A 13,867-nucleotide genomic window follows, 5' to 3' on the forward strand; every position below is an offset into this window, starting at 1 on the left:
CAATTTCTTGCACAACCCCTATTAAGAAAAAACACAATGTAAATATTCACCCGTACAGGGAACCGGGAAAGAAACGCCATTACACATCAGTAAGCATGCAAGCCGAGGCGTAAGTGCAATGAATATGAAAATCCCACAGCACTATTTACACAGACAGCCGCAGGAACTGAGGCAGCAAGAGAGCCTGCTGGATGCGTTAAGCCCGGACGAAAAGAGCCAGCCCCGCGATCCCAATGTGAGAACGCGGCAAACCCGCGTCGCCAGTACGCCGGGAGATGTCGCCACGTTGCTGGCTGAAACAAATGAAATGCAACACAAACGCGATGAACAACGAGTCCTGAGCCGCAATCAGATTCGTGGTCGCATTGCGCTGACGAAAATCGAGCGCCTCACCGATCTTTACCAACTGCTGGAGAGCCCTGATCCTGCCGCCCGGCAACAGCGTCAAAAGAAAATTGAACATCTTTTATCCAGCGATAACGCCCCTGACGCCGGGCAATGGGTTGCGGTAACAGAGGGCGATCCCGTGCTGGCAGATACGCTACTGCGTGCCGCGTTGAGTACTGCGCAACGCCTGGGGCAACAGGAGAAAATTGATGCAATCAACACGGCATTAAAAACGCTGGAGCAGACGTTTGCACAAGAGATCGGCGCGGGTATCAATACGGCAGAGGCGATCGCGGCATTCACCACGCATCCGGAACATAAACTGGCTATGCGCCAGCTTTACTACAGCGCAGTCATCGGCCAGCAGTCCGTGGAAACCCTGTTTGATGTCTTGCTGGAAAAGTTCGGTAGCAGCCGCTTTGAACTGGCATTACGCACCATGAAACGCGCTCTGGCAGACGATATCGCCGCCCTGGCTCCCTCCTCACCACGCAGAGCCTTACACCACATCGCCACTGCGCTGAATGACGCCAGCGCTATCAGTACCACGCTGGTGATGGTTGAGGATTTTCTTGCAAATCTGAAGGGAAAATTCGCTGACGTCACCACGCCCACAGACTCGCTTATCCGTTCTCTGATAGGTATGTGCCATAGCGGTTTTCAGTCTCACCAGTTAACGCAATTAGGCCCACAGATTGTTGGCCAGAACCCGCTCCATCAATCCTTTTTTTACAACCAATTCCTGATGTTGGTGGTAAAGCTCCCCTCCTCGCTGTGGAAAAACGATCCAGCCGATCAACAACGGGCAGTAAAAATGGTGCGCATGCTCACCAGTGAATATCGCGCCTGGGAAGAGAAGGTTCGCCCGCGCGCGGCTGCGAGGGTGAATGAATCCAAATGAACATGTTGTTTGTCGTCCTGAACAGGATCGCTATCAGCGCCATGCAGCGTTCGGAAATTGTCGGTGCCACTATCGCGCTGGCGGTGGTTTTTATGCTGATCATTCCGTTGCCATTACCGCTGATCGATACATTAATCGCTATCAATATTAGCGCCTCGTGCCTGCTGATTATGCTGGCAATGTATCTGCCTAAACCACTGGCATTCTCAACATTTCCTTCCGTGCTGCTGCTAACCACGATGTTTCGCATGGGTTTGTCGATATCCACGACGCGCCAGATTTTGTTGCAGCAAAATGCCGGACATATCGTTGAGGCTTTTGGCAACTTTGTGGTGGGAGGCAACCTGGCGGTAGGGCTGGTGGTGTTTTTCATCCTCACCGTAGTGAATTTTCTGGTGATAACCAAAGGCTCGGAGCGCGTGGCGGAAGTTGCCGCTCGTTTCACCCTTGATGCCATGCCCGGCAAGCAGATGTCTATCGATAGCGATCTGCGCGCCGGCTTAATTACCGTGCAACAGGCCAAAAGTAAACGTGAAGATTTAGCGAAAGAGAGCCAGTTGTTTGGCGCGATGGATGGCGCAATGAAGTTCGTGAAAGGTGATGCTATCTCTTGCCTGGTGATCCTGTTTATCAACCTGGTCGGCGGCTTTTGCATTGGCGTTTTGCAATCAGGAATGGATGCCAGCGACGCCATGCATATCTATTCTATTCTGACCATCGGCGACGGTCTTATCGATCAAATTCCGGCATTATTGATTTCTCTGACCGCCGGGATGCTGATTACCCGTGTTTCCGGCGATGAAGAGGTGATTGATAACAATATCGGCCGCGAAATCACCCAACAACTTACGAGCCAGCCGAAAGCGTGGATTATGGCGGGCTGCGGTATGTTCTGCTTTAGTCTGTTGCCGGGTATGCCCACGCTTATCTTTATCGTCCTGGGAGCCATTACCCTGGGCTCCGGTTTGTTTCAAATCTGGCGCGCGCGCATACAAGTACAACAACATTCCGTCCAGCAGATCGCGCCGGAAACCAACGGCGAAGAAGATCTGCGCACCTTTAATCCCAGCCGTCTCTATTTGCTTATCTTTCCCGCTTCCCGCATCGGCGATCCGGCGGTAACCGCGCTAATCGAGGATATTCGCCGTCTGCGCAACCGCATTGTCAACCAGTTCGGCTTTACTCTGCCGGTATTCAATATCGAGTACAGCCCGCAACAGGCGGAGGATGAGTTTCGTTTCTGCATTTATGAAGTCCCCAAAGTGATTGGCACTCTCGTCAACGGGCGACGGATGATCGACAAAAAGTGGCAGGAGGAACTGGGCGATAACGCCGATGCGCAGCCAGGCAATGCGCTGCGAAATGAAAACCAGTGGCTATGGTTAGGGGAAACGCATCCGCTACTGCAACGTGAAGATGTGGTCTCCTGGGACGCGCATCAGATGCTGTTGGCGCGGATGGAAGAAGCACTGTTTGCCAGCGGGTCGCGCTTTATTGGCCTGCAGGAAACCCGGGCAATCATGACGTGGATCGAGATGGAACAGCCTGAACTGGCGCAGGAGTTCCAGCGTATGTTTCCTCTCCCCTTGTTTAGCACCGTTCTGCAACGCCTGGTTTCCGAACGTATCTCGTTGCGCTCGGTGAGAACGATCTCCGAATCGCTGCTCGGACACAGCCAGAACGGGCGCGACATCGACATGCTGGTTGATCAGATTCGTATCGATATCAAAGAACATATCTGCCACCAGTACGCACAGAATAACAGCATGCAGGTCTGGCTACTGACGCCGGAAACCGAAGAGGTACTTCGCGATAGCCTGCGCCAGACGCAAAACGAGACCTTCTTCGCCCTCGATCAGCAGCATTACGCAAATTTGCAGGAGCAACTGCGCGATATCTTCCCGCCGTTTCGTGCATTTAATGGCGTATTGCTGACGGCCCAGGATTTGCGAAGCCCGCTGCGCTTGCTAATTCAGAATGAATTTCACCATGTTCCGGTCCTCTCCTTCGCCGAGTTGCAGTTCAACCTCCAGGTCAGCGTGATGGGGCGCATTGCGCTCAGCAGTACGCCTGATTCCTTCGACGCATAAGGAGCCCATCATGTTCGAGCTACGAGTTCTGAATGGGTTACAGGAAGGCGCGGCACTGCCACTGAGCGGCGAATCATGGTCCATTGGTAACGCCGCGGAACGGGAACTTCAGCTATCTGATAACGGCATTGAACCTCTTCACTGCCAGCTTGCATTGACGGCTGAGGGCTGGAAACTCACCCCCTGTGCAGGCAACGTTGGTAACCATCAGGGTGAAAAGAGTGATGTTCCGCTGCTGCTCCAGCCGGGTGATATTTTTACGCTGAATGGGATCTGGCTCAGCCTTGACGACGCGGCCTCGCCGTGGAAAAAGGCTCCGCCAGGCAGCCCCATCATCGCGGTTGCCGCGCAAGATAATACGCCGCCAGCAACCAGTGCGGCACCGGTGAGTTTCGCGTCTGTCCTGCCGCGCTGGGCACAGATCGCCGCCATGACGCTCTTACTTCTGCTGACCGTCACAATCACCAGTTGGATTCTGCAACCCGGCATGGCGCAAGAAAACGCTAACGAATCCCTGAACGTCCGGCCATTGCTGAAAGACAACGCCGCATTGCGCCAGGTGCTGGTGCAAAAATTACGTGAACGCGAGCTGTGGCCGCAAGTACAACTCATTTCCAGCACCAATGGCATCACCCTGAGTAGCGAGCTATCACCGGAGCAACTGCCGGTCGTTCGCCGCATGGTAAAAGCGATCCGCGATGAATATCAGCTTGGCGTCGCGCTGAATGACGATACCCGACTGAAAAACATTTCCCTACCCTTTCGCATTATCCAGATCACGTCCGGCCTGCGCGCCAATATCGTCACGGAGGGCGGTCAGCGCTTGTTTATCGGAGACGAACGCGACGGATGGCGCCTGACCGAAATTACGGATGACCATGTGAAATTCGCGGGCCGGGAAAACATTACGGTGAAATGGTGATGAATATGACGGCGCTGGAAAACTGGTTCGAGGAACGGCTGAATGCACTGACACAGGTGTCGGCGGTTTCAGCACAGGGCAAGATCACGGGTATTAACGGTATTTTGCTGGAAAGCAGTTTACCGCAGGCGCGGATTGGCGATCTGTGTCGCATCAGCCGCACGCAAGATACGGAAATCATGGCGGAAGTGGTCGGTTTTAACCCCAGCCATACCTTACTTTCCGCGCTCGGCCCTCTTGATGGTATCGCCCAGGGCGCACGCGTCACGCCGCTGTTTCAGCCACACAGTATTGTGGTATCAGAGCAGCTCGCTGGCAGCGTGCTTGATGGTTTTGGCCGCGCGATCGATGAAAAGAGCCTCTCCGCCTTCGCGCTTGCCAGTGAGAATGACAATACCACCCGCGTTCTGGCTGATGCGCCATCGCCAACAGAGCGTCCCCCCATTGATACCGCGTTGCCCACCGGTCTTCGCGCCATTGACGGCCTATTGACCATCGGCATCGGTCAGCGGGTTGGCATCTTCGCCGGGGCCGGCTGCGGTAAAACCACGCTGCTGGCGGAAATCGCGCGTAACACGCCCTGCGACGCCATCGTCTTTGGAATGATTGGCGAACGCGGACGCGAGCTGCGCGAGTTTCTGGACAACGAACTGGACGCGGAATTACGTGCCCGTACCGTATTGGTCTGTTCGACGTCCGATCGCAGCAGTATGGAGCGCGCCCGCGCGGCCTTTACCGCCACGGCTATCGCCGAAGCGTTTCGCGATCGCGGCAAAAATGTGCTGCTCATTATCGACTCGTTAACGCGCTTTGCTCGCGCCCAGCGAGAGATTGGCCTTGCGCTGGGTGAGCCGCCGGGACGAGGCGGTTTGCCCCCCTCTGTTTATACCTTACTGCCAGGTTTGCTGGAACGGGCCGGGAAAACGTCGCGCGGCGCAATTACCGCGCTCTATTCAGTACTGATAGAGCAGGACTCGATGAACGATCCGGTGGCGGACGAAGTGCGATCGCTGATCGACGGGCATATCGTTCTGGCGCGTCGTCTCGCCGAACGCGGTCACTATCCGGCCATTGATGTGCTCGCGAGTCTGAGTCGCACCATGGGCAACGTGGTGGAAAAAGAGCACGTCAGCGACGCATCGCGTATCCGCCAGTTAATGTCGGCGTATCAGCAAGTGGAAATGCTGATACGCCTGGGGGAATACCAGCCAGGAAACGACGCCACCATCGATGCCGCCGTCCAGATGCAGGACGAGATTAACGCCTTTTTGCGTCAGGCCAACCATGCTCCCAGCGATTTCGCTCTCACCCGTCAACAATTACAGGAAGTCGCTCATCATGCGCCGTCACATTGATACTGAAACGCCAGCCGACATCGATCCCCGCGAACAAGAATTACAGCGTGTTCTTACCGTGCTGTTGCCGATCCGTCAGCAGCGCCTGAACCGCAGCGAACGCCTGCAACGCAAACAGAAACAGCAGCTACAGCAAAGCCAGCAGACCTACCATCACGGTACACAACAGTTGCAGCAGAGCCAGCAGCGCTATCAGCAAATGGTGGACGCTTTTACCAAAGCGCATCAGGGGAAAAGCGAGCCGCAAAGCCAGTTATACGACGCGATAAATACTGAGCAACGGCAGCGAACCGACATGCTGTGCCAACAACAGCAGGTCATCCTGCTGCACCAGGAGATGCAGAAGCAGCAATTGCTGACGGATGACGCACAGCGCGAAGTGCAACGCAACCAGCGTGACGTCGAGAAAATCGAATATCTGCTGAAAATCAGCGGGGTGACGAAGCCATGATCAACAAACCTTCGCGCCGCCTTGCGGACTGGCACGACGCGGAACAAAACAGCCAGCCCACTAGCGTATCACCGCTCCCCGCCAAGAATTCTCCGCGCCAGAAACTGCCTGCACACCCGCTGTCACAAAGGGCTACGGTTCACCACACCACGCAAACGCCGATGAAAACGCCTTCCGGGGTTGCGGATAACGCACCGCTGGGGCGTGACAAAGAGGCGTTCAGCCAGTGGCTCAACGCAGAAGATGCGCCGTTGGCTCTGGCCACACTGTGGTTGTCTGGCAATCCTGATGCGTTACGCCAGTCAGCGCAGGAAATGGCGCCCCCGGAAAGCGCGCAAGCCACCGTGCTGTGGCAACAAATTGAACCTGCGCTTAGCCAGAATCTGGCGGCGCAAGCCGCGTTTCCGGCCCGCTTCAGCCTGCTGCTGCCGCTGTTGGGCGAGGTACACGCGCATGTCGGCTTACTGAGCGACGGCGGGATGGATATTGCGCTCGGCTTTTCGCCTTCGTTGTATGACCGCGTGCGCGGCAGCGAACTGAGCTGTCGCGAGGCGCTGGCGCGCCGCACGGGGAAACGGATACGTCTGCGTTTTCAACATCAGGATACGTTGTCATGAAAATCGATTTTACGCCGCAAACCTGGGACGAAGCCCGCGCCCGCCTCTGGCTTGGCAGCGGCTGGCGTTATCCGTTTACCCTCGGGGAGAGGCAAGGCGAGCTGTATCTGCTGCCCGCGCCTGAAAGAGACGAAGACGATGGACTGGCGCGTAGCTTTCACAGCGACGCCGGTCTGCTGATCTTCAGCCATCCCTCGCCGCTGCTGACGCTTCTGGCTAACTGCCCGGCGCTGATGGGGGAAGATGACAGTAATGACGACTGGTACTGGCCTTTTTTCAGTCAACAACTCAGCCCGCAAATTATCGACTTATTTGGTCCGTTGACGAGAGTACTCACCGAGGCAAAAACGGCCCCCGGCTTAACGCTACGGCTGCATGCCTATCTTGGCGAAGAGCACGCCTGGAGCAATTTGCGCATCACGCCACAGACATTGCAGCAGTTGGCCAATCGCCCCGGCTGGCAACGTCGATGGAATACGTTGCATCAGGGCATACCGCTAAGCCTGCCGCTGATCATCGCTACGTTGACACTCTCTGTACGCCAGCTTGCGGCGCTGCGTTGCGGCGATCTGCTGATGCCTGGGCGTCTTTTTTTTACGCCGCAAGGCCAGGGCTGCGTGACGGTCGCCCGGCAACAATTCCAGGGGCAACTGACAGCCACTTTTACGTCAGGCGAACCCGAACGGTTTCTCATTACATTGAAAAAGGAGTTAACCATGTCTCACTCTCAGGAGCCGTTGTTACCGGAAGACGATCGGGGCGTTAGCGCAGCGGGAGCCGATGAAGAAAAACAAAATGTAGATGTTCCTGCGGAGAAAATGCCAGCACATGACGCCAGTTTTGATGAACTGCCGCTTGAGCTCACCCTGCGTTGCGGCACGCTGAAACTGACACTCGGCGAACTCCAGCAACTGGACGCGGGTTCAACGGTACTTGTCGAGCATGCCTCGCCGGGAGAAGCCCTGTTGTGCCACGGCAATTTTCCGCTGGCAAAAGGCGAACTGGTGAATGTTAACGGTAGCCTGGGGCTGCAAATCACCCACGTTCTCTGCAACCGGCCGCAAGCGGCAGACGGCACGTTATGACCGAAAATATTAGTTCATTCAATCCGTTGGCGCTGGCCATTTTACTCGGCGCACTCTCGTTATTGCCGCTGGCATTGATGATCACCACCAGCTTTCTGAAGATTTCAATGGTACTGATGCTGACGCGCAACGCGCTGGGCGTACAGCAGGTGCCGCCGAATATGGCGCTATACGGCATTGCGCTGGCAGCGACGCTGTTTGTGATGGCCCCCGTTTTTAACGGCATGCAGGAACGCTTCAAAGAACATCCCATCGAAACCAGCACCGCGGAAAAGCTGGAGGAGAGCCTGATGTACGGCATACAGCCGCTAACCTCGTTTATGAGCCGCAACACCGATCCTGATGTGGAAACGCATCTGATGGAAAACAGCCAACGTATGTGGCCTAAAAAGATGGCAGACGAAGCGATACAGAACCGCGACAACCTGCTGCTGTTGATTCCTGCATTTGTCCTGTCTGAGCTGCAAAACGGCTTTAAGATCGCGTTCCTGATTTTCATCCCGTTTGTGGTCGTGGATCTGATCGTGTCCAACGTCCTGCTGGCGCTGGGGATGCAGATGGTCTCCCCGATGACTATCTCCCTGCCGCTGAAAATCCTGCTGTTTGTGATGGTCAGCGGCTGGACGCGATTACTGGATGGCCTCTTTTATAGCTACCAGTGAGGCGGGCATGGATATTATCTATATGTTTAAGCAGGCAATGCTGATGGTGGTCATGCTCTCGGCACCGCCGCTGGCGGTTGCAGTTATCGTCGGGATCGTCGTTTCGCTGTTGCAGACGGTGATGCAACTTCAGGATCAGACGTTACCCTTCGCCATTAAGCTGGTGGCGGTGGGCGCGACGCTGGCGCTTTCAGGCCGCTGGATCGGCGTACAGCTTATCGATCTGACGCAATCGGCGTTTACCATGATGTCCGCGGCAGGGTCGTTATAATGCTGGTGCCGATGATCGACTCGCTGTTTACCGCCATGCTGGGGCTGGGGCTGGGTATCGCACGTATTTTCCCTTGCGTACTGATTGCGCCAATTTTTGCTTTCTCGACGCTAAAAGGCATGGTCCGCACGGCCATCGTGGTCTCTCTGGCGCTTTTTATTACGCCCACGATCGTGCCGCAGATATCTGCCTTATCGCTCAGTGCCTGGGCGATGGTTGGGCTGGCGCTGAAAGAGATCATCCTCGGCCTCGTTCTTGGGCTGTTGCTGGCGTTGCCCTTCTGGTTATTTACCTCGGTCGGCGCATTGTTCGACAACCAACGCGGCGCACTGGCTGGCGGGCAGCTCAACCCGACGCTGGGGCCAGATGCCACGCCCCTCGGCGACATGCTCCGGCAGTGGTTTATCATGTTGCTCATTCTGAGTTTCGGCCTGCGTCTGGTGACGCAGGTTATTTGGGACAGCTACAACGTGTGGCCGGTCAATGCCTGGCTTCCGGCATTCAGCCAGGCGGGTTTCGCCGAACTCCTTAAGCGCATCTCCGGTATGTTCGTCGATATGGTGTTGTATGCCGGGCCGCTGGTGTTGCTGCTGATGTTGCTGGATTTTTGCATTGGTATTCTCAGTATTTACAGCCCGCAGCTACAGGCCACAGTTCTCACCGTCCCGGTGAAATGCCTGGCCGGGACACTGTTTTTTATTATTTATCTTCCAACGCTTGAATATCTCGCCAGACACCAGTTGCTGTCGCTGCACGATCTTATCCCGCATCTTTCGCACATTCTGCCGCCTAAAAGGAAATAGTGATGGGAGAAAAAACCGAAAAAGCCACTTCGCAAAAACTACAGGACGCACGTAAGAAAGGCCAGGTTAGCCAGAGCCAGGATATTCCCAAACTGCTGGTGATGCTCGGCGTGATGGAAACCGTCTTTGCATTGATGGACGACAGTATGAGGAAGCTGGTCGCGTTAATGTCGCTACCGCTCCGGCGGCTGGATCAGCCTTTTGTACTGGTGGTGGGAGAAATTGTCAGCGCCGCACTGCTGACACTTCTGGTGTTCTTTATGCTTACCGTCGGCGTGGTTATTCTGCTGCGCGTTCTCGGCGGCTGGCTCCAGTTTGGCCCCCTGTTCGCCACCGAAGCGCTGGCCCCGAAGTTTTCTGCACTTAATCCACTCAGCAAACTGAAGGAGATGTTCTCCGCGCGCCAGTTTATACAGATCCTGACCAGCCTGTTAAAAGCCATCGTCATCAGCGTGGTGTTCTGGCTGCTTATCAAACCGCGATTGCCGCAACTTGCCGCCATGTCGGACGGCTCTCTGATCGGTTTCTGGCACGATGCCGCCGCCATGTTAAAAACGCTCTCCCATACCATTATTGGCGTGTTGCTGGTGTTCGCCATCGCCGATTTCGCGGTGCAAAAGTATTTTTTCCTCAAGCAGAACCGCATGAGCCATGAGGATATCAAGAATGAATACAAGCAAAACGAAGGCGATCCCCACACCAAAGGACACCGGCGCCAGTTGGCGCGCCAGCTGGCGAATTCACCGCCCAAAAAAGTAACGCCCAAACAGCTGGAAAAGGCCGATGTCCTGCTGGTAAACCCTACCCATTTCGCGGTGGGGTTGTACTACCGGCCGGATGAAACGCCATTGCCGATACTCCTGTTCAAAGCAGAAGACAAAGAGGCGCAGGATCTGATTACCCTGGCGCACCAGGCCAATATTCCTACGGTGCGTTATATCTGGCTGACGCGCACGCTATTTCGTACGACCGATGAAGGGAGTTATATCCCGCGTGAAACGCTGAAAGCGGTAGCGCAAATTTATCGTTTGCTGCGCAGCCTCGAAGACCATCTTCGCGGCGAGTTAATCGAATTCGACGAAGAGTAAAACGCGACCGACAAAAACGGGCCGGGGGTGATTTCCCGGCCCGTTGTGGGTGACCCGATCTGGGGTTTCAGGAGAGTAATTTTAAGGCATCCTGTTTTATGTTGCTGGCATACAACTGCGCATCCGTATTGACCAGCGCAGAGATATTAGGCGCAGAGCCCTGAGGTGCGGAAATCGTGCCGCCAGTCATCACCATCTGTAGATCATTTTTCGCGATCTGGAACTGTTTCAGTGAATCGTTGCTTAATGGTTTGCCGTCTTTAAGCGCGTCTTCCCAGCTTTTGGGGTTCTCCGCGCCATTCGGGCTAGTGGGGTTGCCGAAAATCTCCGGGTGTTGATCCATAAATTTACCCAGTTCAGCTCTGATCTGCGGCGAAGCGCCAGCAACTTTTCCGCCGCCGTAAAGTGCCCCCTCGACACCTTTTACCGAACTGGCACTCACATCCATCAGCGCGCCCAGTCCCGCTTTATTGGCCAGTTCAAAACCCATGATATTGCCGAGTTGATTAAAATCCCGGCTGTTATGCAGTGACAGCATATTCTGTAGCGGCATCCCGCTGATGCCTTCCATCATTCCCTTGGCCAGCCCCTGGTTGAAGGCATTCATTTCATGCTGGCCCGAACTCATCGTAAAGGGGCTGTTATGCGGCATAATGCCCATGTGTCTGAGCACCTGATCCATGAGGTTGTCCCGCAGAGAGGGCGCACCTGACTCATGAGACTGTCCCCCACCAGAAAACAGACTGTTGGTTAATTTTTCAGCGAGATTGCCAATCATCGATTCACCCATATTTTTCAAAAGATTTGCCGCTGCTCCCTGCGGTGTAAGGCTGACTAACGGTGATATCTTGTTAAGCATCCCCAGCGTTCCACTAATTAATTGACTCATAGCGTTAACCTCATATATCAGGATGATTGCACTTCAGCGAACGGGAACCAGGGAGTAATCCTGTGTACCATTACGCATATCCGACGGCCACCAGATGACCAGTTGGTGACTCGCCGACAAAGGACGGCACTGGGCTGAACCGCAGCCATTACCGTGATAAGAAGAGCAGTGGGAAAGCAGAGCGCACAGCAGCGCCAGCATGAATAAACGCAGCCTCATCGTGGCTCCTTACGTTCTGCAATGGGGGACAACAGAGAATGGCGGGAACGGCGAGCGCCGTCGCGCGTCTGCCAGGCAACGTAAACTTCCGCCGACGCTCCCGGTTGCAGTAAAGCGCCCGGCCATACTGCAACGGCCAGCACTTCATCGTCGCGGCATACCGCCTCATCAAAACGCAGGGGTTTCAGGGTGATGTTTCTTATCACGCCGACCGTTATCTGTATGTTGCGGTTGCTGTACCACTGACTGCGCGAGACGTCGTACTCGATACCGTTGAGGTTGTCGCATAACCCCGCCAGACTGACTCCTTCGCCGCCTGCGCTAAAACCGAGCGGTATTTTATCTTCCGCCAGATCGCGCATCGCATTTTCGACGTCACCTTTCATGGAGACGTACTTCTGCCGACGCTGGACCTCACTCATCGCGTCGCTCAGTTGGTTGCGTGATTCATCACCGATATAGCGGGTCGGATCGACCTGATCCCCCACCAGGTGCGGCGTGATAATAAACAGTCGTTCGCGTTGCGAGGTTTCATGCCGGGTATAGGAAAATAACGCGCCAATAAAGGGGATGCTGCCCAGAATCGGGATGCGGCGGCTAACATTGCCGGTTTCGCGCGAGTGGAAGCCCCCCATGACCAGCGAACCACTCTGTTGCACCAGCGCCTGGGTACTGACAGTCGCGCGCTGCGCACCGGTCGCCTCGCCCTCGGCGCCCCGGTCCACTTTGCCATCCTCGATATCCACCACCAATTGAACCGTCCCTTTACTGCCGCTGCCAATGGCACGCGGCACCACCTGCAAACTGGTCCCGGCAGTGACAGGTTCGATATCCACGACGCGTTCACCGGTAGCGGTAATGAAAGCGGTGTCACTGAGATCGATCACGGCGGGCTGGTTTTCCAGCGTCAGTACCGATGGATTGGCGACAATTGAGGCATTTCCCTCCCCTTCCAGCGCCTGAATCTGCGCAAAGAAACGGCGGTAATCCGTGACAAAAAGCGTGCTGCTGCCTTGCAACATTGAGGAACCCACAGTCACGTTGCCAAAAGTGCCGCCAGGGTTGGCAGAGAGTGTTGAAAGGGCGTTACGGTCAACATCCACGATCAGCGCGTCGATCTCCACCAGCTTTTGCGGGATGTCGATTTGCGACACCAGCGCCCGGTATTGTTCACGACGTTTAGGATCGTCGCGCACTAACAGCGCGTTGTTACGCACGTCCGCTGAAATCATCGGGTTCATGCCGGGAACGATGGGATCGTCGTCATCGTTAATACGCGTGTCCTGACTTTGCACTAATTGGGATAAAATGCTGTCCGATTGTTCTTCAAACGCGCTAGTGGTGGCTTTGTGACCGGCATCGTCCCCCGCGCGCACGCCCGATGCAGTCCGGGGGTTTTTCTTGCCAAGCAACTCATTAATGATGCTGGCCACGCCCGGCACAAGCAGCGTTTTGTCGCGGTATTTAATCTGACGATCGGCCACTGAGGCATAGCGCAGCGGGAAGACCATCATCTCCTTATTCTCTTTGTTATCCTTATCCTGCACGCTGAAATCGTTCACCAGAGAGACATATTCCGGCGGTCCGGTGACCAGAACGACGCCATCATCCGGCAGTTCGCCCCAGCCGAATTTCGGCTCCAGCAGGCCAATACCTTCCAGCGCCTGTTTCAGGTCGGGCGCGGCATCGGCCGAGATATGAATGCGCTTAGAAACCTGCGACGATTGCGGACTGATATAGAGCGTGTCGTTGTAGACAAACCACTGGAATCGATACTCCAGCGCCAGACGGTCAAGAAAAGTGGCGGCACTGTCGGCGCGCAACCGCCCATTAACGGTGCTGTCCGGAATTTCGCCCAGATGCAAATTCACGCCGTGACTGCTGGCGAAATCCTGCAAAACCGTACGCAAGGGTGTCTCCTGCGCCGCGTAAGCGTAAGCGCCGTTTTGCCATTCGGCAGGCACCCGCGCCAGGGCGCTATTTGCGTAAATACCCAACGCGCTCGCCAGTAAAAACAGGATGACGCGTAACAAACGAGCAAACGCATGCAAGGCGTCGCTCTCCCTGTCTTCGCCCCGGGTAAGGAGTGTTCTCAGCATTATTGATGCATCCCGAATGATGTTGACT

Annotated in this window: 14 protein-coding genes; 11 read left to right on the plus strand and 3 right to left on the minus strand. The window is 55.4% G+C overall.

Annotated elements, in window-relative coordinates; translation table 11 throughout:
• Positions 1–118: 118 nt before the first annotated feature.
• The 11 genes from sctW to sctU are packed head-to-tail and all read left to right on the plus strand — an operon-like array spanning position 119 to position 10,632.
• The gene (sctW, locus tag C0557_RS22015; RefSeq protein ID WP_208661080.1) at positions 119–1,288 is read left to right on the plus strand and encodes a type III secretion system gatekeeper subunit SctW; all 1,170 of its coding nucleotides are present in this window, start codon (positions 119–121) and stop codon (positions 1,286–1,288) included.
• Entirely contained in the window at positions 1,285–3,378 is a 2,094-nt protein-coding gene (gene sctV, locus C0557_RS22020) for a type III secretion system export apparatus subunit SctV (protein WP_074772736.1), read from the plus strand. The genes sctW and sctV overlap by 4 nt, the downstream gene beginning before the upstream one ends.
• 10 nt (positions 3,379–3,388) lie before the next feature.
• The gene (locus C0557_RS22025) at positions 3,389–4,300 is read left to right on the plus strand and encodes an FHA domain-containing protein (RefSeq protein ID WP_208661082.1); all 912 of its coding nucleotides are present in this window, start codon (positions 3,389–3,391) and stop codon (positions 4,298–4,300) included.
• Entirely contained in the window at positions 4,300–5,655 is a 1,356-nt protein-coding gene (gene sctN, locus C0557_RS22030) for a type III secretion system ATPase SctN (RefSeq protein WP_208661084.1), read from the plus strand. The genes C0557_RS22025 and sctN overlap by 1 nt, the downstream gene beginning before the upstream one ends.
• Positions 5,639–6,106: a hypothetical protein gene (locus C0557_RS22035; protein WP_208661087.1), complete on the plus strand. Its 468-nt coding sequence runs from the start codon at positions 5,639–5,641 to the stop codon at positions 6,104–6,106. Before sctN ends, C0557_RS22035 begins: the two co-directional genes overlap by 17 nt.
• Complete coding sequence (locus tag C0557_RS22040) at positions 6,103–6,723, plus strand: type III secretion system HrpP C-terminal domain-containing protein (RefSeq protein ID WP_208661089.1); 621 nt, start codon at positions 6,103–6,105, stop codon at positions 6,721–6,723. The genes C0557_RS22035 and C0557_RS22040 overlap by 4 nt, the downstream gene beginning before the upstream one ends.
• On the plus strand, positions 6,720–7,808 hold the full coding sequence (locus C0557_RS22045) for a FliM/FliN family flagellar motor switch protein (protein WP_208661091.1): 1,089 nt from the start codon (positions 6,720–6,722) through the stop codon (positions 7,806–7,808). The genes C0557_RS22040 and C0557_RS22045 overlap by 4 nt, the downstream gene beginning before the upstream one ends.
• Entirely contained in the window at positions 7,805–8,470 is a 666-nt protein-coding gene (gene sctR, locus C0557_RS22050; RefSeq protein WP_208661098.1) for a type III secretion system export apparatus subunit SctR, read from the plus strand. The genes C0557_RS22045 and sctR overlap by 4 nt, the downstream gene beginning before the upstream one ends.
• A 7-nt stretch (positions 8,471–8,477) precedes the next feature.
• Positions 8,478–8,741, plus strand: a complete 264-nt coding sequence (gene sctS / locus C0557_RS22055; protein WP_208661100.1) for a type III secretion system export apparatus subunit SctS — start codon at positions 8,478–8,480, stop codon at positions 8,739–8,741.
• Complete coding sequence (sctT, locus tag C0557_RS22060; RefSeq protein WP_208661102.1) at positions 8,741–9,544, plus strand: type III secretion system export apparatus subunit SctT; 804 nt, start codon at positions 8,741–8,743, stop codon at positions 9,542–9,544. Before sctS ends, sctT begins: the two co-directional genes overlap by 1 nt.
• Positions 9,545–9,546: 2 nt before the next feature.
• The gene (sctU, locus tag C0557_RS22065) at positions 9,547–10,632 is read left to right on the plus strand and encodes a type III secretion system export apparatus subunit SctU (protein ID WP_208661110.1); all 1,086 of its coding nucleotides are present in this window, start codon (positions 9,547–9,549) and stop codon (positions 10,630–10,632) included.
• A 67-nt stretch (positions 10,633–10,699) separates the two neighbouring features.
• On the opposite strand, the gene C0557_RS22070 is transcribed toward sctU, so the two are convergent.
• The 3 genes from C0557_RS22070 to sctC are packed head-to-tail and all read right to left on the minus strand — an operon-like array spanning position 10,700 to position 13,839.
• Positions 10,700–11,521: a type III secretion protein gene (locus C0557_RS22070; protein ID WP_208661112.1), complete on the minus strand. Its 822-nt coding sequence runs from the start codon at positions 11,519–11,521 to the stop codon at positions 10,700–10,702.
• A 33-nt stretch (positions 11,522–11,554) separates the two neighbouring features.
• Positions 11,555–11,740 (minus strand): HrpT family type III secretion system protein, encoded by a 186-nt coding sequence (gene hrpT, locus C0557_RS22075; protein ID WP_208661114.1) that lies wholly within the window; start codon positions 11,738–11,740, stop codon positions 11,555–11,557.
• Positions 11,737–13,839 carry a type III secretion system outer membrane ring subunit SctC gene (gene sctC, locus C0557_RS22080; protein WP_074772701.1) on the minus strand — a complete coding sequence of 701 codons (2,103 nt, stop codon included), beginning with the start codon at positions 13,837–13,839 and terminating at the stop codon, positions 11,737–11,739. The genes hrpT and sctC overlap by 4 nt, the downstream gene beginning before the upstream one ends.
• Between the last annotated feature and the right edge of the window lie 28 nt (positions 13,840–13,867).

It is taken from the genome of Kosakonia sp. MUSA4, from assembly GCF_013085925.1.
Lineage (GTDB): Bacteria > Pseudomonadota > Gammaproteobacteria > Enterobacterales > Enterobacteriaceae > Kosakonia > Kosakonia sacchari_B.